This is a genomic window from Hymenobacter nivis (genome assembly GCF_006439025.1).
Classification (GTDB): domain Bacteria; phylum Bacteroidota; class Bacteroidia; order Cytophagales; family Hymenobacteraceae; genus Hymenobacter; species Hymenobacter nivis_A.
The window spans coordinates 151,018-171,674 of record NZ_RCYZ01000008.1 but is presented as its reverse complement, the minus strand read 5'-3'; the positions used below and the strand labels follow the sequence as shown (position 1 = coordinate 171,674).

At 62.5% G+C, this 20,657-nt stretch carries 17 protein-coding genes; 14 read left to right on the top strand and 3 right to left on the bottom strand.

Annotated elements, in window-relative coordinates; all coding sequences use genetic code 11:
- Positions 1–165 precede the first annotated feature (165 nt).
- The 7 genes from ileS to EAH73_RS18215 all read left to right on the top strand — a co-directional run bounded on the left by ileS (position 166) and on the right by EAH73_RS18215 (position 11,162).
- Positions 166–3,534 carry an isoleucine--tRNA ligase gene (gene ileS / locus EAH73_RS18245; protein ID WP_140468862.1) on the top strand — a complete coding sequence of 1,123 codons (3,369 nt, stop codon included), beginning with the start codon at positions 166–168 and terminating at the stop codon, positions 3,532–3,534.
- A gap of 167 nt (positions 3,535–3,701) precedes the next feature.
- Positions 3,702–4,358 (top strand): lipoprotein signal peptidase, encoded by a 657-nt coding sequence (locus EAH73_RS18240; protein WP_140468861.1) that lies wholly within the window; start codon positions 3,702–3,704, stop codon positions 4,356–4,358.
- An 86-nt stretch (positions 4,359–4,444) separates the two neighbouring features.
- Positions 4,445–6,367 (top strand): ABC transporter ATP-binding protein, encoded by a 1,923-nt coding sequence (locus EAH73_RS18235; RefSeq protein WP_140468860.1) that lies wholly within the window; start codon positions 4,445–4,447, stop codon positions 6,365–6,367.
- A gap of 204 nt (positions 6,368–6,571) precedes the next feature.
- Positions 6,572–9,052 carry a ribonuclease R gene (gene rnr, locus EAH73_RS18230; RefSeq protein ID WP_140468859.1) on the top strand — a complete coding sequence of 827 codons (2,481 nt, stop codon included), beginning with the start codon at positions 6,572–6,574 and terminating at the stop codon, positions 9,050–9,052.
- A 121-nt stretch (positions 9,053–9,173) separates the two neighbouring features.
- On the top strand, positions 9,174–10,136 hold the full coding sequence (locus EAH73_RS18225; protein WP_140468858.1) for a polyprenyl synthetase family protein: 963 nt from the start codon (positions 9,174–9,176) through the stop codon (positions 10,134–10,136).
- A 6-nt stretch (positions 10,137–10,142) separates the two neighbouring features.
- Complete coding sequence (locus tag EAH73_RS18220) at positions 10,143–10,790, top strand: rhomboid family intramembrane serine protease (RefSeq protein WP_240047326.1); 648 nt, start codon at positions 10,143–10,145, stop codon at positions 10,788–10,790.
- A 96-nt stretch (positions 10,791–10,886) separates the two neighbouring features.
- Entirely contained in the window at positions 10,887–11,162 is a 276-nt protein-coding gene (locus EAH73_RS18215) for a PLD nuclease N-terminal domain-containing protein (RefSeq protein ID WP_140468857.1), read from the top strand.
- A gap of 83 nt (positions 11,163–11,245) precedes the next feature.
- Here EAH73_RS18215 and EAH73_RS18210 read toward each other — a convergent pair whose 3' ends face one another.
- Complete coding sequence (locus tag EAH73_RS18210; protein WP_140468856.1) at positions 11,246–11,866, bottom strand: hypothetical protein; 621 nt, start codon at positions 11,864–11,866, stop codon at positions 11,246–11,248.
- Positions 11,867–12,014: 148 nt separating this feature from the next.
- Between EAH73_RS18210 and EAH73_RS18205 the strand changes: the two genes are divergently transcribed.
- Both EAH73_RS18205 and EAH73_RS18200 read left to right on the top strand, forming a co-directional pair.
- The gene (locus EAH73_RS18205; RefSeq protein ID WP_140468855.1) at positions 12,015–12,893 is read left to right on the top strand and encodes a glycerophosphodiester phosphodiesterase family protein; all 879 of its coding nucleotides are present in this window, start codon (positions 12,015–12,017) and stop codon (positions 12,891–12,893) included.
- Between the two features lie 188 nt (positions 12,894–13,081).
- The gene (locus EAH73_RS18200; protein WP_140468854.1) at positions 13,082–13,468 is read left to right on the top strand and encodes a helix-turn-helix domain-containing protein; all 387 of its coding nucleotides are present in this window, start codon (positions 13,082–13,084) and stop codon (positions 13,466–13,468) included.
- Positions 13,469–13,529: 61 nt separating this feature from the next.
- Here EAH73_RS18200 and EAH73_RS18195 read toward each other — a convergent pair whose 3' ends face one another.
- Together EAH73_RS18195 and recF are read right to left on the bottom strand one after the other, a co-directional pair.
- Positions 13,530–13,847 (bottom strand): DUF721 domain-containing protein, encoded by a 318-nt coding sequence (locus EAH73_RS18195; RefSeq protein WP_140468853.1) that lies wholly within the window; start codon positions 13,845–13,847, stop codon positions 13,530–13,532.
- A gap of 116 nt (positions 13,848–13,963) precedes the next feature.
- Positions 13,964–15,097: a DNA replication/repair protein RecF gene (gene recF / locus EAH73_RS18190; protein ID WP_140468852.1), complete on the bottom strand. Its 1,134-nt coding sequence runs from the start codon at positions 15,095–15,097 to the stop codon at positions 13,964–13,966.
- A gap of 68 nt (positions 15,098–15,165) precedes the next feature.
- Here recF and pdhA point away from each other — a divergent pair, with 68 nt between their 5' ends.
- The 5 genes from pdhA to EAH73_RS23510 all read left to right on the top strand — a co-directional run bounded on the left by pdhA (position 15,166) and on the right by EAH73_RS23510 (position 20,612).
- A complete protein-coding gene (pdhA, locus tag EAH73_RS18185) occupies positions 15,166–16,332 on the top strand; it encodes a pyruvate dehydrogenase (acetyl-transferring) E1 component subunit alpha (protein WP_140468851.1) in 1,167 nt (388 codons plus the stop codon).
- Between the two features lie 58 nt (positions 16,333–16,390).
- A complete protein-coding gene (locus EAH73_RS18180; RefSeq protein ID WP_240047325.1) occupies positions 16,391–17,158 on the top strand; it encodes a tetratricopeptide repeat protein in 768 nt (255 codons plus the stop codon).
- Positions 17,159–17,306: 148 nt separating this feature from the next.
- Positions 17,307–17,783: a 6,7-dimethyl-8-ribityllumazine synthase gene (ribH, locus tag EAH73_RS18175; protein ID WP_140468850.1), complete on the top strand. Its 477-nt coding sequence runs from the start codon at positions 17,307–17,309 to the stop codon at positions 17,781–17,783.
- 179 nt (positions 17,784–17,962) lie between these two features.
- On the top strand, positions 17,963–18,346 hold the full coding sequence (locus EAH73_RS18170; protein WP_140468849.1) for a TraR/DksA family transcriptional regulator: 384 nt from the start codon (positions 17,963–17,965) through the stop codon (positions 18,344–18,346).
- A 181-nt stretch (positions 18,347–18,527) separates the two neighbouring features.
- Positions 18,528–20,612 carry a pseudouridine synthase gene (locus EAH73_RS23510; protein WP_205013021.1) on the top strand — a complete coding sequence of 695 codons (2,085 nt, stop codon included), beginning with the start codon at positions 18,528–18,530 and terminating at the stop codon, positions 20,610–20,612.
- Positions 20,613–20,657: the final 45 nt, after the last annotated feature.

Here is a 20,657-nt window from a genome sequence, read left to right as displayed (position 1 = left end):
CAGAGGCCGTCACGCAGGGTACAGCGAAGTCGCTTTGCTGGGGGCCCTAACCACGGTTTGCTGCCGCGGCAAAGGTGCTCCGCTGCGTGCTGCACGACGGCCTACGACTAAGTAAAAAGAACAAAAAAGCTAACAGCTACCAGCCATTAGCTAACCGCTCAAAACATGAAATACCCCGAATACAAACAGCCGCTCGACTACGCCAAAGTAGGGGAGGACGTGCTGGCCTGGTGGCAGGAAAACCACATTTTTGAGAAGAGCGTGAGCAGCCGCGAAGGCCAGCCCACGTTCGTGTTCTACGAGGGGCCCCCGTCGGCCAATGGGGCCCCCGGCATCCACCACGTGATGGCGCGGGCGGTGAAGGACATCTTCTGCCGCTACCAAACCATGCTCGGCAAGCAGGTGCCCCGCAAGGGCGGCTGGGACACCCACGGCCTGCCCATCGAGCTGCAGGTGGAGAAGGAGCTGGGCATCACGAAGGAGGACATCGGCCACAAAATCAGCATTGAGGACTACAACCAGCGCTGCCGCGAAACCGTGATGCGCTTCAAGGCCCAGTGGGACGACCTGACCCAGAAAATGGGCTACTGGGTAGACCTCGACAATCCCTACGTCACCTTCGAGCCCGAATACATCGAGAGCTGCTGGGCTCTGCTCAAGAAGCTCTACGACAAGGGTTTTCTATACAAAGGCTACACCATCCAGCCCTATTCGCCGGCCGCCGGCACCGGCCTCAGCTCTCACGAGCTGAACCAGCCCGGCACCTACCGCGACGTGAAGGATACGACGGTGGTGGCGCAGTTTAAGGTGAAGCCGGGCGAGGTGGCGGAGAAGCTGTTCGCCGCCGCTGGGGGCCCTAATGCCGACGTTTTCATCCTGGCCTGGACGACCACGCCCTGGACGCTGCCCGCCAACACGGGCCTGGCGGTGGGCAAGAACATCCCGTACCAGCTCATTAGCACGTTCAACCCCTACACCTTCGAGCCCATCCACGTGGTGCTGGCCCGGGCCCTAGTGGGCCGGTATTTCAGCGAGAAAGGTGCCGCGGCGCCGATGGAAGGCTACGCCGAAGGCGACCACAAGCTGCTGCCGTGGCGCCTGGAGGGCGAATTTACTGGCGCTGACCTTGTTGGCATCACCTACGAGCGCCTGTTCGACCTCACGCCGTTTGAAGGCGAGGAGCGGGCCTTCCGCGTCATTCCCGCCGATTTTGTGACCACGGAGGACGGCACGGGCATCGTGCACATCTCGCCCACGTTTGGCGCCGACGACTTCCGGGCGGCGCAGCTGGCGGACATTCCGGCGCTGATGGTGCCGGATGCCGAGGGCACGCTGGGGCCCATCGTGGACCGCACGGGCCGCTACGTGCCCCAAATGGGCGAGTTTGCCGGCCGCTTCGTGAAGAACTACGACGGCCAGGACGAAACCGCCGCCGGCTACCGCTCGCTCGACGTGGACCTCAGCATCCGCCTCAAGGAAATGAGCCGCGCCTTCAAGGTGGAGAAGTACGAGCACACCTACCCGCACTGCTGGCGCACCGACAAGCCGGTGCTCTATTACCCGCTCGATTCGTGGTTCATCAAAACCACGGCGGTGAAAGACCGGCTCATCGAGCTCAACAAAACCATCAACTGGAAGCCCGAAAGCACCGGCACCGGCCGCTTCGGCAACTGGCTGGAAAACCTGGTGGACTGGAACCTGAGCCGCTCGCGCTATTGGGGCACGCCGCTGCCCATCTGGCGCACCCAGGACCGCACCGAGGAAATCTGCATCGGCAGCATCGCCGAGCTGAAGGCGGAGATTGACAAGGCCGTGGTGGCCGAAGTCATGACCCACAACCCCTACGCCAACGGCGAGAAAATTGACCTGCACCGGCCCTACGTGGACGATATTTTCCTCGTTTCGCCCAGCGGCCAGCCCATGTACCGCGAGCCGGACCTCATCGACGTGTGGTTCGACTCGGGGGCCGTGCCCTACGCCCAGTGGCACTACCCGATTGAAAACGCCGACGTTTTTGCGAAGAATTTCCCCGCCGATTTCATCGCTGAGGGCGTGGACCAAACCCGCGGCTGGTTCTTCACGTTGCACGCGCTGGCCGTGATGCTGGAAGACTCGGTAGCGTTTAAAAATGTGATTGCCAATGGCTTGGTGCTGGCCAAAGACGGCCAGAAGATGAGCAAGCGCCTCGGCAACGCCGTGGACCCGTTTGCCACCATCAAGCAGTTTGGGCCCGACGCCACCCGCTGGTACCTCATCGCCAACGCGCCACCGTGGGACAACCTCAAGTTTGACCCCGCCGGCGTGGTGGAGGTGCAGCGCCGCTTCTTCGGCACGCTCTTCAACACGTACTCGTTTTACGCTCTGTACGCGAACCTCGACGGGTTTGAAATCGACGAAAACAACCGCGTGGCGCACGCCGACCTGAGCGAGCTGGACCGCTGGATTCTCAGCAAGCTCCAGTCGCTCATCGCCGAAGTGCGCTTGCAGCTCGATAGTTACGACCCGACGAAGGCCGCCCGCGCCATCCAGGACTTCGTGACCGACCACCTCTCCAACTGGTACGTGCGTCTCTCGCGCCGTCGCTTCTGGAAGGGCGAGCTGACGACCGACAAGCGCGGCGCCTACGAGACCCTGCACGAGTGCCTGAGCACCGTTTCGCAGCTTATGGCGCCCATCGCGCCCTTCTTCGCCGAGTGGCTTTACCGCAACCTGAGCGGCGGCCAGGGCCCCGAATCGGTGCACCTCACGCTGCTGGCCGAGGCCGACGCCACCCGCCTCGACGGGGCCCTGGAGGAGCGCATGGAGCTGGCCCAGCGCATCAGTTCGCTGGCGCACTCGCTGCGCAAGAAGTCGGTGCTGAAGGTGCGCCAGCCCTTGCAGCGCATCCTGGTGCCAGTGCTGAATGACACGACCAAGGCCCAAGTAGGCCTGGTGGAAGACCTGATTTGCGCCGAAATCAACGTCAAGCACATTGAGTTTCTCGACGATGAGAGCGGCGTGCTGGTGAAGTCGGTGAAGCCGAACTTCAAGCGCCTGGGCCAGCAGTACGGCCCGCGGCTAAAGGCCGTGGGGGCCCGGATTCAGGCCATGACGGCGGCGGAAATCAGCAAGCTGGAGAAGGAGGGAAGCCTCGCCGTGGAAGTCAACGGTGAGCCCATCACCCTGGCCCCCGACGATGTGGAAATCCGTACCGACGACCTGCCGGGCTGGCTCGTGGCCACCGATGGGCCCCTGACCGTGGCCCTCGACGTGACCCTGACCGACGCGCTGCGCCAGGAAGGCCTCGCCCGCGAGCTGGTGAACCGCCTCCAAAACCTGCGCAAAGACTCGGGCCTGGAAGTGCAGGACCGCATCCGCGTGACGCTGGCCGACCAGGAGCCCGCCCTGGCGGCCGCCGTGGCCGCGTTCGGCGATTATATCCGCACCGAAACGCAGGCCCTGGCCCTCGATTTTGCGCCGGAAGTAAGCGGCGGCTCGGTGCTCGAATTCGACGACTTCGCGGTGCCCGTGCGCCTCGAAATCGCAACCAACTGAGGCTGAACGACTCGCCGGGGCCCCAAAACCCCGGCGGGTTTTCCGCCGCACAAATGCCAAATAAGCTCGTCTTTAATTGTACAAAAGGCCAGTAAATCAGTTATAAAAGGTACAAAAAGCCGATCAGCCGGTTCCCCGTTGCTCCGGCAACTTCCCGGCCCGCCGCCATGCAACCAACCCGCACCACCCGCCCCCAAACGGCGCTCAAATTCTTCCTGCTGGCCCTGCTGGTCATCGGCCTCGACCAGTTCTCGAAGTGGGCCGTGCACACCTACATGCTGCCCGGTATGCCGGGCGAAATCCCGCTCATCGGCCACTGGCTTAAGCTGCACTACACCCTCAACCCCGGCATGGCCTTCGGGGTGGAGCTGCCGCCGCCCTACGGCAAGGTGCTGCTCAGCGGCTTCCGTCTGCTGGCCGTGGGGGCCCTGAGCTGGTACATTGTGAAGCTGTGCCGCGAGCGGGCCGCGGCGGGCTTCATTGCCTGCATGGCGCTCATCCTGGGCGGGGCCGTGGGCAACCTGGTCGATTCCATTTTCTATGGCTTGCTCTACAAGAACGCGCCCTTTGGGGCCCCCACGCCCTGGTTCCACGGCCAGGTGATTGACATGATCTACGTCGACATCTACGAAGGCTTTTTGCCGCAGTCGTGGCCGCTGCTGGGCGGAAAATACGTGTCGCTGTGGCCCATTTTCAACATCGCCGACTCGTCCATCTTCATTGGCGTTGCCTTGATTTTGCTCAATCAAAGCCGGTTTTTCCAGCAGGAGGAAGCTAGCCCGCAACCCGCGCCCGGTGCGGCCGAAGCACCGGCCACCCACTAACTTCACGTCCCCGGGGCCCCTAGGCTTCGGGGATTTTTCTTGCTTGCGGCTGTCCTTCGTTGCGCTGCCCTCCACTTTCAATGCCCATGCCCCAACCGCTACTCACCGTTTCCAACCTCACGCTCGATTTCCTCAGCCACCGCGGCCACACCCGGGCCGTAGATGGCGTGTCGTTTGAGCTGAGCCGGGGCGAGACGGTGGCGATAGTGGGGGAGTCGGGCTCGGGCAAATCGGTGACGTCGCTGGCCTTGCTGGGGCTGATCCCGATGCCGCCCGGCCGGCTGGTAGCGGGTTCGGCCGTGTTTCAGTCGGGGGCCCTGGGCGAAGTAGACCTGTTGGCCCTGCCCGAAAAGCAGCTGCAAAAAGTGCGGGGCAACGACATCGGCATGATCTTCCAGGAGCCGATGACCTCCCTGAATCCGGTGCTCACCTGCGGGGCCCAGGTGGCCGAGGCCCTGCTGCTGCACACCGCCCTCAACAAAGCCGAGGCCAAGGCGCGCACCATCGAGCTGTTCACCGAGGCACAATTGCCGCGCCCGGCCGGCATCTTCGCCAGCTACCCGCACGAGGTATCGGGTGGCCAAAAGCAGCGCGTGATGATTGCCATGGCCATGGCCTGCCGCCCCGCGCTGCTCATTGCCGACGAGCCCACCACGGCCCTCGACGTGACGGTGCAGGCCCAGATGCTGCGCCTGATCGACGACCTGCGGCGGCAGCACGACACGGCGGTACTGTTCATCACCCACGATCTGGGCGTGGTGGCCGAAATCGCCGACCGGATATTGGTCATGTACCGTGGAAAAGTCGTGGAACAGGGCCCCGTGCTGGAAATTTTTGAAAATCCCCAACATCCGTACACAAAAGGCCTTTTAGCGTGCCGTCCGCGCCTTTCCGTGGGCCTAAAACGGCTCCCCGTGGTGGCCGATTTCATGGCAGAAGACGCTAGCGGGCTCCTCACAGCCCAACCCGCGCCTGTGGTGTCCTTGGAGGATGAGGTACTTACGGATTCATCGCCCGAAATCGAGGCCCAGCAGTTACGGGATAATTCCGGTACCACCAAAACGTTCCCCGTGGAACATCTGCGAACGACCGTGGAACAACCCGCGCCGGCTGGGGCCCCCACCGGCCCCGCGCCGCTGTCTAGGGCCTCCGCCGGGGCCGCTCAGCCGGGCATTTTGGGTCCCCAGCCACTGCTCCAGGTCGAGAACTTGCAGGTGCACTTCCCGGTGCGCAGCGGCTGGTTTCAGCCAAAAGCTGTGGTGCGGGCCGTAGACGACGTGAGCTTTACCCTGCACCCGGGCGAAACGGTGGGCCTCGTGGGGGAGTCGGGCTGCGGCAAAACCACCCTCGGCCGGGCCCTGCTCCGCCTTACGGAACCTACCGCGGGCCGCATCTTGTTTGAAGGCACCGACCTGGCCCGGCTACCGGCTGAGGAATTGCGCCGCCGTCGGCGCGAGTTCCAGCTGGTATTCCAGGACCCCTACGCGGCCCTCAACCCGATGCTGACGGTGGGAGAGGCCATCTGGGAGCCCATGCGGGTGCACGATGTGGGAGGCACCCGGGCCGCGCAAAAGGCGCGGGTGCTGGAGCTGCTGCAAATTGTGGGACTGCGCGAGGAGCACTTCCAGCGCTATCCGCACGAGTTCAGCGGCGGGCAGCGGCAGCGCATCTGCATTGCTAGGGCCCTGGCTCTGCAGCCTAAGCTGATTGTGTGCGACGAGTCGGTGTCGGCGCTCGACGTATCGGTGCAGGCCCAGGTGCTGAACCTGCTCAACGACCTCAAGCGCGAGTTCGGCATCACTTACCTTTTCATTACCCACGACCTGTCGGTGGCCCGCTTCATGAGCGACCGGCTGCTGGTGATGCACCAGGGCCGCATTGTGGAGAGCGGCCCGGCCGCCGCCATCTACGCCCACCCGCAGCACGCCTACACCCAGGGCCTGCTGGCCGCCATCCCCAAAGACAGCTTGGCCGACATCCGGGCGGCTGTGGCGGGGCGGGCGGCTTAGGTAGTTATCAGTTGTCGGTTGTTAGCTTTTATTTGAGCGAACAGCCCCAACGACTGGCAACTGACAATCGGTAACCAGCAACTAAAAATCTACGCTTATAACCTCGCGGCCACGGCCGCGTTTTACACACCTACTGCTGGGCCCCGTCCGGCTTCTCCGCCCGCCGCCTCGGCTCAATTCACTTATTGGCGGCCTACGTTTTAAATGGAACCAACGAATCCCCCCCGGCCGGCCCGCGCCAAGCGCGAACAGCCCGCCCCCGCGCCCATCACCCAAGAGCTGGTGCTGCGCGCTTTTATCGACAACCCCGACAAGGTGCTGGCCTACCGCCAGCTCTCGCGCCGCTTGGGCGTGACCACCAAGCAGCAACGCGAAGAGATATTCGGCTACCTCAAGAAGCTGCGCCAGCTCGGGGCCATTACGCTGCTCCAGAACGACGAGTACCGCCTAGCTGACGTCACGGTGGCCCCCGTGCCAGAGCAGCCCGCTAAGGGCAAGAAACCCGCCAAGGCCGGGGCCCCCACGAGCCGTGCTGCGAGCCGCGAGCCAGTAGCTGAGTTTGGCCAGGACCCCATCGTGCACCGCCGCCGCGAGGCTGGCTTCGACTACGTAGGCGGCGACTCGCGGCCCAGCCGCGACGCCAACACCGTCATCGGCACTGTGGATCTGGCCACGGCCAACTTCGCTTTTGTGATACCTGAGGCGGAGGACGCCGACGACATTCGGGTGTTCACTGATCAGCTCAAGTTTGCTTTGCAGGGCGACGTGGTGCGGGTGCGGATGCGCGGCTCGCGTGACGGCCGGCCGGTGGGCGACGTGGTGGAGGTGCTCAAGCGGCAGCGCCCCGAGGTAGTGGGCCGCCTGCAAGTGCAGGGTACGCTGGGCTTCGTGAAGCCCGACAATCGCAAGATGTACTTTGATGTGTTCGTGCCGCCGCACTCCTTGGGTGACGCCCGCAACGGCGACAAGGTGCTCGTGCGCATCGTCGAGTTTCCGGAGGATAGCCACCGCCAGCCGGTGGGCGAGGTGGTGCGCAACTTTGGGCAGGCTGGCGGCAACGAGGCCGAGATTAACGCCATCATGGCCGAGTTCGGGCTGCCGTTCGAGTTCCCATCGGAGGTGGAAGAAGAGTCGGAAGCCATTTCCGACGTTATCCCTGAATCGGAAGTAGCCTTGCGTCGCGACTTCCGCCACGTCACCACCTTCACCATCGACCCGGCCGACGCCAAAGATTTTGACGATGCGTTATCCATCGAAAAGCTGGAAAACGGCAACTGGGAAATCGGTGTCCACATCGCCGACGTGACCCACTATGTGCGCCCCAACACCGAGCTGGAGCGCGAGGGCAAGCACCGCGCGACGTCGGTGTACCTCGTGGACCGCGTGATTCCAATGCTGCCCGAGCGGCTCTCCAACGGCCTCTGCTCGCTACGGCCCAACGAGGATAAGCTGACCTTTTCGGCCGTGTTTGAACTCGACGAGAACGGCAAGCTCTATGAGTCGTGGTTCGGCAAAACCATCATCCACTCCGACCGTCGCTTCTCGTACGAAGACGCTCAAGAGCGTATCGAAACCGGCGAAGGCGACTACACCGAAGAGGTGAACACGCTCAACGGCATCGCCAAAAAGCTGCACGCCCAGCGCTTCAAGCAGGGAGCCATCAGCTTCGAAACCCAGGAGGTGAAGTTCCGCCTTTCCCCCGATGGCAAGCCGCTCGGCGTGTACGTGAAGGAGCGCAAGGACGCGCACAAGATGATCGAGGAGTTCATGCTGCTGGCCAACCGCAAGGTGGCCGAGTTCGTGTTCAACCTCAAAAAGACCAAGCCGCGCTACACCATGGTGTACCGCACCCACGACGCCCCCGAGCCCGAGCGACTCCAGAACTTCGCCCTCTTCGCCCAGAAGTTTGGCTACACCCTCAAGCTGGATAACCCCAAAAAGGTGAGCACCGAGCTGAACACCCTGAGCGAGGAAGTGATGGGCAAGCCCGAGCAGAACGTGCTCCAGGGCCTGGCCATCCGCACCATGTCGAAGGCCATTTACTCGACCGAGCCGCTGGGCCACTTCGGCCTGGCGTTCGCGCACTACTCGCACTTCACCTCGCCCATCCGCCGCTACCCCGACATGATGGCCCACCGCCTGCTGGAGCACTACCTGCTGGGCGGCAAGAACGTGCCCGTGGAGCCCGTGGAAGACGAGTGCAAGCATTCGTCGGCCCGCGAGAAACTGGCGGCTAACGCCGAGCGCGCCAGCATCAAGTTCAAGCAAGTTGAGTTCATGGCCGACGAGATTGGTAACGTCTTCAAGGGCGTGGTATCGGGCCTCACGGAGCGCGGCATGTACATTGAGATTGAGTCGAACAAGTGCGAAGGCATGGTGCGCCTGAGCGACATTCCAGGCGACACCTTCGAGCTGGACAAGGACAATTACCGCATCGTGGGCCGCGGCAGTAAGCGCATCATCCAGTTCGGCGACGAGCTGGAAGTGGTGGTAAAGTCGGCCAACCTGCTCGACCGCACCATCGACTTCGACCTTGTGGACAACCGGCCCGACGACGTGAAGCGCCGCGAGGCCGAGGAGCGCAAGGCCCAGCGCAACGCCCCCCGCGGCTACCGCGAGCAGTCGGGCGGCGGCTATAAGGGTGGTTCGAAAGGGGGCCCTAAGGGCGGCAACCGCCGCCGCTAGCCGGGGCCCTAACTGCCCGTGAAAAGCCCCGCTGCCCACTCCTGGCGGCGGGGCCTTTCTTTTAGAACGAACTTTGCGAACCTACACTTTAACCCCTGCGAAACCTCGCGCGCAAGAACCCTTGGACCTCCCCGCTCACATCACCGCCGCCCTCGCCGAGCTTCATTACGGCGAAGCCCCCGACACGCTCTACGACCCCATCCGCTACATCATGGGCCTGGGCGGGAAACGCATCCGGCCGTTGCTCACGCTGCTGGGGGCCCACCTCTTCACCGACGACCTGGGGCCCGTCACCAAGCCCGCCTTGGCCACCGAAGTCTTCCACAACTTCACCCTGCTGCACGACGACCTGATGGACCAGGCCCCGCTGCGCCGCGGACAGCCCACGGTGCACGAAAAGTGGAACCCCAACGTGGCCATCCTCAGCGGCGACGTGATGCTGGTGCGGGCCTACGAGCTGTTCTTCGACGTGGCCCCAGCGCTGCTGCCGGTGGTGCTGCGCCGCTTTAGCCAGACGGCCGCCGAGGTGTGCGAGGGCCAGCAGTGGGACATGAACTTTGAGACCGAAGCCACGGTCAGCATCCCACAGTACCTGGACATGATTCGCCTGAAGACGGCCGTGCTCCTGGGCTTCTGCCTCGAGCTGGGGGCCCTACTCGGTGGGGCCCCCGCCGAGGATGCCGAGCACCTACGCCAGTTCGGTACCGACATTGGCCTGGCTTTCCAGCTGCGCGACGACCTGCTCGACGTGTACGGCGACGCCGCCACGTTTGGGAAGCGCGTAGGGGGCGACATCGTGTCGGATAAGAAAACCTACCTCCTCCTCACGGCCCAGGCCCAGGCCAGCGCGGCCCAGCGCGCCGTGCTGGCCCGGCACATCGGCCAGCCCGTGGCCGACGCCGACGCCAAGGTAGCCGCTGTCCGCGCCGTGTACGACGAGCTGGATATCCGGCCCCAGACCGAGGCCCTCATCAATGAGTACTTCCAGCAAGCCCTGCACCACCTGGCCCGCGTGGGGGCCCCCGATGCCCGCAAACAACCCCTGCACCACCTCGCCCTCCAGCTCATGGAACGCGAAAAATAACCCGCCGTGTTCAACCCCATCATCGTCCTCATTGCCCTCACGGTCCTCGTGTCGGCCTACGCTTTTTCGAAGCCCGAATTCATGAACGCCTGGATTCTGGAGCCGGCGCTCATGGCCCGGCGCGGGCAGTGGTACCGCTTCCTCACCTCTGGCTTTCTGCACGCCGACTGGGGCCATTTGCTCTTCAACATGTTCGCCTTTTACTCCTTCAGCCCGGTGGTGCTGGGGGCCCTGGCGGGCAACTTCGGGCAGCTGCCCGGCCTGGGCTGGTTCCTGCTGCTCTACCTGGGCGGCATCATTCTCTCCGACGTGCCCACCTACTACCGCCACCGCCGCGACGCCAACTACCGCAGCCTGGGGGCCTCGGGCGGCGTGTCGGCGGTGGTGTTTGCCAGCATCCTGCTGTTTCCGGTGGCGCCGGGCGGCGGGGGCATCATCATCTTCCCCATCCCGTTCCCCATCCAGCCCTTCCTGTTCGGGGGGCTCTACCTGCTCTACTCCTGGTACCAGGGCCGCCGTCAGGGCGACAACATCAACCACGATGCCCACTTCTACGGGGCCCTGTTTGGCGTATTGCTCATGGCAGCGCTGCTGCCGGCGGCCGCCCCGCAGTTTTATATCCAAGTGAAGCAATTTATCTATTCAAAATTCTAATAATCAATTGTTTAGGTATTAGAATCTTATTGTTGCACACCCATTTTCATTAAAGCGCGTAGAAGGGGGCACATTCACCACTTTCACCTGATTCTGATGCGCACTTTCAACTCTTCCGTCGCCTCGCGCGTGCCCCTCGCCACGCTGCTGTTGCCCTTCCTGCTTCTGGCCACTTCGTGCAGCCGCTACAACGACAGCGGTAGCCTGGCCATCTGGGGCTACGTGCTGCTGGCCCTCGACGTATTGGCTCTGCTTGACGTCTTCCGCCAGCCCTGGGACATTGGCAAGAAAATCCTCTGGGCCGCCATCATCTTCTTTTTCCCCCTGGGCGGCCTGATCATCTACTACCTCTTCGCTGGCCGCGGCAAATAGCCCGTTCCGGTTAGGATAAACGCAAAGGGCCGGCCCGTCATCACGACGGGCCGGCCCTTTGCGTTTGGCGCGGGGTGGCGCGGCTACTGCAACTGCTTGCGCTTTTCGAGGCTAGCCGCACGGCGCAGCAGCTCCCCCGTATTCGTAATTTCAGTCAGCTGCCAGTGGTCGCCGCGGTGCAGCATTTTCACTTCCACCACCATCGTGGTGTCGTAGCGCGGCTGCGAAAACTCAAGGCCTACCAGCGCCTGCTCGCCCTGCTCGTTGGCGTACTTAATGCCCTTAAACTTGCTGTCGGGGCCCACCACTTTGCCTGCTAGTCCTAGAATGGATACGTTCACGCCGCGCTTCGGTGCGGCTGCTGCCGCCGCTTCCAGCGAGCCCGTCTCAACGTAGCGTAGCACTTCCTTGCGGGCCGCGCCGGCCAGGGTAGGTTTGAGCAGGCGCAGGGCCCCGCCCATCATCAGGCCGCCGCCCGGCACCAGGGCCGTCAGCAGCGAGCCCTGGTTGGCCACGTTGTCGACCAAGTGGGAAGTGACGCTGCCCACATCCACGAACTTCTCGAAGCTGGCCACGTCGTGTGCCTGCACGGCCGCCGCTGCCTGCACCAGGGCCCCAGTTGGGCCATCCTTTTTGCTTTTCACGTAGTAATAGGCCCCGGCTGCCAGCGCCAGCAACACGATAAAGAACAACAGCTTTTTCATGGGTAAGCGAATAAAAGCGCGGAATCGATGAGAAATGGTGGAGAGCCACAACGCTAGTAGTAGATACCCAAAAGTACCTGTGCCCACCGCCGGCGCGAAATATTTTGCTCGGCAATTATCAGTGCGCATCCCGCGCTAGCCCTTGCCAATGCCACCAACCCACCGCCCCATTAATACTGCCGCCCCCAGGGCCCCTGAGGTGCACGGGCACCGGGGTTGCCGGGGCCTACTGCCCGAAAATACTCTGCCCGGTTTCCTCCACGCTGCCGCCCTGGGCGTGGATGTGTTGGAGATGGATGTAGTCATTTCGGCCGACCACCAAGTGGTGGTGTCGCACGATCCGTGGCTGGCCGCTCACCTGTGCCGCGACGCGGCGGGCCACTGCATCACCCCCGCCCAGGAGCGACAGTACAACCTCTACCAGATGCCATACGCCGCCATCCGGCAGTGCGACTGCGGGAGTGAGCCCCACCAGGGCTTCCCGGCGCAGCAGCCCTCGGCCGCACCAAAGCCGCTGCTGCGCGAGGTGCTGGCCGCTACCAAAGCCTTGCCCCGCCCGCCCAATTGCCCGCCCCTGCGCTACTCCGTGGAGATAAAGTGCACCCCCGCCGGCGACAACCATTACCACCCCGAGCCGGCGCAATTTCTGGCCTTGGTAGCAGCCGAGCTGGTAGCCGCCGGCGTGCTGGCCCGCACCACCCTGCTGTGCTTCGACCCGCGGGTGTTGCGCTTAGCCCGTGCCCAATTCGGCTCCGGACTAGCCTTGTGCCTGCTCAGCGAGAACGGCCAACCCTGGCCCACCACCATCGCGGAGCTAGGCTTTCAGCCGGACGTATTCGGCCCAAATTACGAGTCGGTCACTGCGGCCGCGGTAGCAGAGCTGCGTCGTTTGTACCCGGGCACGGGCCTTGTGCCGTGGACTGTAAACGACCCCGCGGACATGCAGCGCCTACTGGCGATGGGCGTCGAAGGCTTGACCACTGACTATCCAGACCGCCTGCTTGCCGTTCTGGGGCCCAGTAAGTGAATTGTAACAAATAAAACCGTTTGTTACAATTTATGATACAAAACACATCTTTGTAATTAAATTACAATCCGTGTTCATTACACAATCTGTTTATTACGAATTGTAACATAAGTTATTTCTACTTACATTTTTGCTTTGTTACGGTATTTGATACATCTTTGTATTACTCGTTCTGACTCATTATCTAGATGCCACATCAAGGCGAAATCCTTCAAGAAGCCATCAAAAGCAGCGGTATTTCCATCACACGCATTGTGGAGGAAATGGGCATTACACGCCCTACCATTTACCGTAAATTCAAAGAAGATACAATAGACTACAATTTTGTAAAGCGAGTCGGCGATGTTATCGGACACAATTTTGCGAACGATTTTACAGTTCCGCAACAATCATCCTTGCCTTTTGTAACACCGCCGGTTAGCGTTACAAATCGTACCAGTGTTACACCACGTGTAACACCACCCGTTAATGCCGATAATAGCCTTCCTGGGCAGTTATTAGCCCTCCAGACTAAGTACATCGCCTTGTTGGAAGCATACAATGAGCTGCTCCTAAAAGTGTACGGTCCTCGTTAACAAAAATGTTCCACGTGAAACAATTTTGTTGCTAATTCAATAAAATAAATTAAGCCGGCAGTTACAGGAAAACTACTTCCTTAACTACCGCTTCGCCTACCTCTGTGTTGATGAGCTCTAGAACTTTTGTCTTGGCCATCATTAGCTCGTGCTTCAAGGGTGCCGATGTGAGCCGGACGAAAAGCTTGCCTTGGTGCACGTACACCTCCTTGGTTTTAAGGGCTACCGGTTTCCCCATCACGCGCTCCCAGCTGGCTACCACTGTCACCTCGTTCAGCTTGCCTTGTAGGCGGTAAGTTTTTACGAGGGCTGCCAAGCCATCTTTTAAATCGATGACGTCGTTGCGGCGGGAGGATGCGGAGGGGCCTGGTTTTTTCACGGAGGGGCGGCAGAGCCGGTAGGGGAGAGGGCCCCCGTAAAAACAACGGGCGCCTCCGCTCGGCCTGTGGCTGGGGTAGACTGCAAAGGTACTACGGGCCCCGGGGCGGCTTGCGCTTAAAGCTGCGCGGCAGTGCCGCCTTGCACCTGAAACCGGCGGATGTCGCCGCGCACGTTGGATAACGCCTGATCGGTCCGCGCCAGGTTGGTGTCTGTCAGAAATACTTGGCCGAAGGTGTCATCGGCTACCAGCTCGAGAAGCCGGGCAATGCGCTTGTCGTCGAGCCGGTCGAAGATGTCATCGAGCAGCAGCAGGGGCTTGGCAGCCGCTGTGCCCGCCGCGGCCAGCCGGGTAGTCAGTATTTCAAATTGGGCCAGCTTAAGGGCAATAGCGTAGGATTTCTGCTGGCCCTGCGAGGCATAGCTTTTGACCGGCAGGCCGTCCATCAAAAAAACAAAGTCGTCGCGGTGGGCCCCGGTGGTAGTGCGCTGCATCACCAGGTCGCGGCGCTCGTTTTGGCGCAGCAGTTCACCAAACCCGGTTTCCAGCAGTTGACTTTTATACGTAAGGGAAATCTCTTCCCGTGCGTCGGCCAGTTGCTGGTAGTGCTGCTGGAAGATGGGGGTGAAGCGCTCCAAGAACGCGGCCCGCTGTTGGCTGAGGTCAGTGCCCAGCGGGACGAGTTGGTCATCGATGGCCAGCAAGTAGTCGCGGTCGAACCCGGCTGATGGGCGCTCGGCGGCTTGCTTCAACAGGGCGTTGCGCTGGCGTAGTAAACCGTTATAGGCAATGAGCACATCTAAGAACCGATGGTCGAATTGCGAGAGCAAGCTGTCGAAGTACTTGCGGCGCTCCTCGCTGCCCTCGCGGATGAGGTCAGTATCGTAAGGAGAGACCAACACGGCGGGGTACCGGCCAATGTGGTCGGCCATGCGTTCGTAGGGCTGCTTGTCGTGGGTCAGGGTCTTTTTCTGCCCTTGGCGCAGGCTGACCTGGATAGTTTCGCCTTCGGAGCCTTCATTAGTGCTGAATTTTCCCTTAACTACAAAAAAGTCAGCGCCTTGCTTAATGCTGTTGGCATCGACAGCCGTAAGGGCACTCTTTGTCAGCGATAAATAGTGAATGGCGTCGAGTAAATTGGTTTTGCCGCTGCCGTTATCGCCGATAAAGCAGTTCAGGCCAGGGGAGAATTGCAGCGTTGCCGCCTCGTAATTCTTGAAAAAAAGCAGTTGCAACGAGTCTAAGGTCATCGGGTTGTCGGTAGTACGGGCAGTTTTACGTAATTTCGCCCTCCCAACGCGAATAACCTATACGTGCTATGGCGGATACGAAAGTAAAAGAGGCCCCTAAAAATGCGCCCGGCGCGCCCACTGCCAACGGCAATGGCAAAGCCCAGCAAGTAGCCACCGCGCCGCAGCCCGACGCTGCCAAGCCGGGGCCCGACCGCCCGGTGGAAGCCGAAGGCGGGACCGAGCCCCAGGCGCAAGCCGTGGCCAACCCCACCTTCCCCAAGGAAACCTACCTGCGCTGGTACGAGCAAATGCAGCTCATGCGTAAGTTTGAGGACAAGGCTGGCCAGCTTTATGGCCAGCAAAAAATCAAAGGTTTCTGCCACCTCTACATTGGCCAGGAGGCGTGCGTCGCCGGGGCCGTGTCGGCGCTGGAGAAGGGCGATAAGTACATTACTGCTTACCGCGACCACGCCCACCCGCTGGCCTTGGGCACCTCGCCCAACGCCGTGATGGCCGAGCTGTACGCCAAAGCCACCGGCTGCTCGAAAGGCAAAGGCGGCTCGATGCACATGTTTGATAAGGAAGCGGGCTTCATGGGTGGCCACGGCATCGTGGGCGGCCAGATCCCGATGGCCGCGGGCATTGCCTTTGCCGAGCAGTACAACAAAACCGGTAAGCTCTGCATCTGCTACATGGGCGACGGCGCGGTACGCCAGGGGGCCCTGCACGAGGCCTTCAACATGGCCATGCTGTGGAAGCTACCCGTCATCTTTGTAGTAGAGAACAACGGCTACGCCATGGGCACGTCGGTGCAGCGCTCGTCCAACGTGACGGAGCTGTACAAGCTGGGCCTGAGCTACGACATGCCCTCGCAGTCGGTGAACGCCATGCAAGTGGAAGACGTGCACCACGCCGTGGCGCAGGCCGCCGAGCGCGCCCGCGCCGGCGAGGGCCCCACGTTCCTGGAGTTTCGCACCTACCGCTACAAGGGCCACTCGATGAGCGACCCGGCCAAGTACCGCACCAAGGAAGAGTTGGAGGAAAAGCGCAGCCAAGACAGCATTGAGGCCGTGCGCCACACCATCCTGGAAAACCAGATGGCAACGGAAGACGACCTGAACGCCATCGATGAGCGCATCAAGGGCGAGGTGCAGGCCGCGGTCGATTTCGCCGAAGCTTCGCCGTACCCCACGCCCGACGAGTTGTTCAAGGACGTGTACGTGCAAGAAGACTACCCTTACATCCACGACTAATTGCGCTGCCGAGGAACTGCTCATCCGGCAGGGTCCGATTCGTCCCTTTCAGGCTACCATGTCTAAAATCCCGTTCACTGGCAAAAGCCAGCAGGCCCGCCAGGGGCAAGTGCAACCGGCCGTGCCCGCCGACCCGCTGGCCCCGGCCGAAACCTACGCCACGGAGAACCCGTTGCTCGAAGACCCCGATGCCCTGGCCGCTCGCATTGTGGAGTCGGAGGATTTCGTGCGCAACAACCGCACCTTGCTGCTAGGCATCCTGGCGGCCGTGGTGCTGGCTGTGGTCGGCGGGTTTGGCTACTACACCTGGCGTGGCCAGCAAACCCAGAAAGCACAGACGGCCATGTTCCGGGCCGTGGATGCCTGGGAGGCAGACTCGCTGAAGAAAGCTATGAAGGGCGACGGCCGGTCCCCCGGCCTGGTCACGGTGGCCAACGAGTACGGTAGCACGAAGGCTGGCAACTTGGCCAACTTCTACGCAGGTGTGGCGGCGCTGAAAGAAGGCAAGTACAAGGATGCCCTCGACTACCTAGAGGATTTTAGCTCGGACGACTACTTGGTGCAGAGCCGCGCGTATGCCCTGATGGGCGACGCGCAGCTGGAGTTGAACAAGCCCAAAGAGGCCGCCGACCTCTACGCCAAGGCTGCCGACCACAACGCCAACGAGTACTTCTCGCCCAGCTACCTGATGAAGGAAGCCACGGCCCGGGAAATCGCCAAGGACAACGACGGGGCCATGAAAGCATATGACCGTATTCTCAACGATTACCCCGCGGCCCAGGAAGTTGCCGAGGCCCGGCAGTTCAAGGCCCGGCTGCAGAAATAGCCGCTGCTGACGTTGCAATCCAAATGCGCTTCCCCAACCGGGAAGCGCATTTTTTGTCTTTAGCCCCGCAGCTGGGGCCCCCGGGCCCCACCTTTACCCTTCTTAAAAATCCGTGCTGCCACGGATATAAAATTCAACCAGCGCTTTTATGGCCACCTCCCTGCAACACCTGAGTACCTACGACGCTTCTAATTTTATCGATATCACCGACAAGCGTTTTGGCTTGGTGGTGGCCGACTGGAACCGCGAAATCACCGACGCGCTGAGCGCCGGCGCCTACGACACGCTGGTGAAGCACGGGGCCCTGGCCGAGAACATCTTCCGAAACAGCGTGCCCGGCAGCTTTGAGCTGACGCTGGGGGCCCAGTTTTTGGCCCAGCACGAAGAAATTGACGCCGTGATCTGCCTGGGCGTGGTGATCCAGGGAGAAACCAAGCATGACGACTACATCAACCACGCCGTGGCCCAGGGCCTCACCACGGTGGGGCTGAAGTACAACAAGCCGGTAATTTTTGGGCTTGTGACCACCAACACCCTGGAGCAGGCCCAGGACCGCGCCGGCGGCAAGCTCGGTAACAAGGGCGTGGAGGCCGCCGTGGCCGCCATCCAAATGTTGAGCTTCTGAGAAGGTTAGGCGAAACGGGAACGCGCTTATTACCTTTGTGGGGCGGGGTGAAGGACCTGTGAAACCTGCCGGCGGCAAAGTGGATGGGGCCCCTGGTAAACTATTTAGCAGCCGTTGCCGTTGCTTTGCCCACTCACAGTTTGTACGCCCGCTTGTTCTGAATATTCCTTTCCTTTACCATGACCGAAGCAAACGTCCGCTATTCGCGGGAAGACTTAAGCGAATTCGACCAGATCATTCAGGAAAAACTGGTGGCCGCCCGCCGCGAGCTTTCCTTCATTAAAGAAACGCTGACCCGCCGCAACGACTCGGGTACCGATAACACCGCCTCGTCGGCCAAGGTGCTGGAAGATGGTGCCGATACCGCCGAAAAAGAAAGCATGAACCAGCTGGCCTCGCGCCAGATGAAGTTTATCCAGCAGCTGGAAAACGCCCAGGTCCGCATTAAAAACGGTACGTACGGCGTGTGCATCGGCACGGGTAAGCTCATCCCCAAAGACCGCCTCCGCGCCGTGCCCCACACCCAGCACTCCATCGAAGCTAAAATGGCGCGCCGCGACTAGGCCCCCACGCCTGGCGCTTAGCGCACCCGCAGTCGGTACTGAATACATTCGGTGATCAGAGCGGCCGGCCCGGCCGGGCCCCGCATCTGACCCACCAGTTATTCGGTACCGACTGTTTTTTTTATTAATTTATTCCTTACCAACCGTACCGTAGCGATACGGCACTTAGCCACTGTTCCCCATGGGCAAGCAACATTTTTCGAAAGACAAGAACGACCGTCGCGGCGGTGGTTCCAACGGCTCCGGCCGCCCTTCTTCCAGCGACCGGCCCAGCGGCGAGCGGCGCTCTTTTTCGGGCGACCGGCCCAGCGGTGACCGCCGCCCCAACACGGGCCCCGGGGGCTTTGGTGGCGGCAGCCGCGGCGGTGAGCGCGGTGGCAGCGGCCGCGAGCAATCGGGCGGGAGCAGCTACGGCGGCGGCCGGCCTTCGTTCGGTGGCAGCCGCGAGCAGTCGGGTGGCTCCAGCTACGGCGGCGGGCGGCCCTCGTTTGGCGGAGGTGGCCGCGAGCAATCGGGTGGGGCGGGCAGCCGGCCTTCGTTTGGGGGCGGTGGCAAGCGGTTTGGCGGCGATGCCGAGCGGCGGCCCTACGGACAGGGCGGTGGCAGCAGCTTCGGGGGCCCCCGGCGCGACGAGCGCCCCGCCAGCAGCAAAGAGCAGCGCACCGGCACCAGCTACGGCCGCACCGAGCGCAGCCCCGAGCGGCCCGCCCGCGAAGGCTTCGGCCGCAACGGCGGCGAGGCCAATGAGCGCCCCGCCCGCCCCTACCAGCCCCGCGAGAACTGGAGCGGCCAGCCCTACCGCCAGGAAGGCCGGCCGGCCGTGCCCCGTGGCACGCCAGGCGAGCGCAACCGAAAATTCCAAAAGCAAAACCCCTACGGGGCCCCCGAGGGCGAGGCCGGCGCGAGCCGCAGCACCACGGGCACGGGCTTCGGCCGCAGCACCCCCCGCGAGGAAAGCGCCCCGCGCTCGGCCGACGAGCGGGGCCCCAACCGGCCCATCCGGGCCGCCCGGCCCTTCGAGGCCAACCCGCCGCAGCCCCGCGAGGAGCGCGGCGACGACCGCAGCAGCCGCCCCGACCGCAATGACCGCAACGCGGGCGGCGACCGGGACGGCAGCCGCGACCGGGGCTTCGGTGGCGGACGCGGCGGCGAAGGCGGCTTCGAGCGCAAGTTTACCCCGGGTGCTTTTGGCCGGCGCGACGGGGCCCCAGCTGCCCCGCGCAGCAACGGCGAGCGGCCGGGTGGCTTCGCTGAAAAGCGGGCCTTCGGCGGCGAGCGCGACGCGGTGCGCGTGGGCAATGCCCGCCCCGACGGCGACGAGCGCCCGGCCCTGGGCAAGTTTGCGCAGCGCCGCGAGGAGCTGAAGGCCCAGGAGCGCAGTGTACGCCGCTCAGGCACTGGCTACGGCACGACCATCCAAACCAACCGCGCCGATAAGCCCCGCTTCGGCGAGCGGCCCGGCGAGGCCCCCGACTACAAAAACCTCAAGCACTACGAGGCCGACCCGAACCGCGGCAACAAGCGCCGCCGCGACCAGGAAAACCAGGACTTTGCCACCGACGAGCTGCGCCTGAACCGCTACATCGCCAACGCCGGCATTTGCTCGCGCCGCGAGGCCGACGCGCTGATTGCTTCCGGCGAAATTCGGGTAAACGGCGAGGTGGTGACGGAAATGGGCTACAAAGTGCAGCCCACCGACACGGTGCAGTACGGCAAGACCAACCTCAACCGCGAGAAATCGGTGTACGTGCTGCTGAACAAGCCCAAGGATTTCCTCACCACCACCGACGACCCGGAGGGCCGCCGCACGGTGATGGAGCTGGTGGCCAACGCCTCGAAGGAGCGCATCTTCCCGGTGGGCCGCCTCGACCGCAACACCACCGGCCTGCTGCTCTTCACGAATGACGGCGAAGTGGCCCAGCGCCTCTCGCACCCCTCGCACAAGAACAAAAAAATCTACCAGGTCGAGCTGAGCACCCCGCTCACCGAAGACGACCTGCGCAAGATCGGCGAAGGCATCGAACTGGAAGATGGCAAGGCCGAAGTAGACGACGTGGCCGTGGTGGCGGGCAACGCACACTTCGTGGGCATCGAAATCCACATCGGGCGCAACCGCATCGTGCGCCGCATTTTCGAACACCTGGGCTACGACGTGGTGGCCCTGGACCGCGTGCAGTACGCCGGCCTCACCAAAAAGGAGCTGCCCCGCGGCAAGTGGCGCTTCCTGAGCGAGCAGGAGGTTATCCGCCTGAAGTACTTCATGTAAATTGTTGAATGGCTGGGGGTTAAATCATTGTCAATTGCACTGCCA

Excerpts from the sequence above, each read along its gene's own strand:
- EAH73_RS18170 (WP_140468849.1), top strand. The coding sequence starts at position 17,963 with ATGACCGAAGCAAACGTCCGCTATTCGCGGGAAGACTTAAGCGAATTC.
- EAH73_RS18240 (WP_140468861.1), top strand. The coding sequence starts at position 3,702 with ATGCAACCAACCCGCACCACCCGCCCCCAAACGGCGCTCAAATTCTTC.
- EAH73_RS18200 (WP_140468854.1), top strand. The coding sequence starts at position 13,082 with ATGCCACATCAAGGCGAAATCCTTCAAGAAGCCATCAAAAGCAGCGGT.
- recF (WP_140468852.1), bottom strand. The coding sequence starts at position 15,097 with ATGACCTTAGACTCGTTGCAACTGCTTTTTTTCAAGAATTACGAGGCG.
- EAH73_RS18235 (WP_140468860.1), top strand. The coding sequence starts at position 4,445 with ATGCCCCAACCGCTACTCACCGTTTCCAACCTCACGCTCGATTTCCTC.
- pdhA (WP_140468851.1), top strand. The coding sequence starts at position 15,166 with ATGGCGGATACGAAAGTAAAAGAGGCCCCTAAAAATGCGCCCGGCGCG.
- ribH (WP_140468850.1), top strand. The coding sequence starts at position 17,307 with ATGGCCACCTCCCTGCAACACCTGAGTACCTACGACGCTTCTAATTTT.
- EAH73_RS18215 (WP_140468857.1), top strand. The coding sequence starts at position 10,887 with ATGCGCACTTTCAACTCTTCCGTCGCCTCGCGCGTGCCCCTCGCCACG.
- EAH73_RS18210 (WP_140468856.1), bottom strand. The coding sequence starts at position 11,866 with ATGAAAAAGCTGTTGTTCTTTATCGTGTTGCTGGCGCTGGCAGCCGGG.
- ileS (WP_140468862.1), top strand. The coding sequence starts at position 166 with ATGAAATACCCCGAATACAAACAGCCGCTCGACTACGCCAAAGTAGGG.
- rnr (WP_140468859.1), top strand. The coding sequence starts at position 6,572 with ATGGAACCAACGAATCCCCCCCGGCCGGCCCGCGCCAAGCGCGAACAG.
- EAH73_RS18205 (WP_140468855.1), top strand. The coding sequence starts at position 12,015 with ATGCCACCAACCCACCGCCCCATTAATACTGCCGCCCCCAGGGCCCCT.
- EAH73_RS23510 (WP_205013021.1), top strand. The coding sequence starts at position 18,528 with ATGGGCAAGCAACATTTTTCGAAAGACAAGAACGACCGTCGCGGCGGT.
- EAH73_RS18180 (WP_240047325.1), top strand. The coding sequence starts at position 16,391 with ATGTCTAAAATCCCGTTCACTGGCAAAAGCCAGCAGGCCCGCCAGGGG.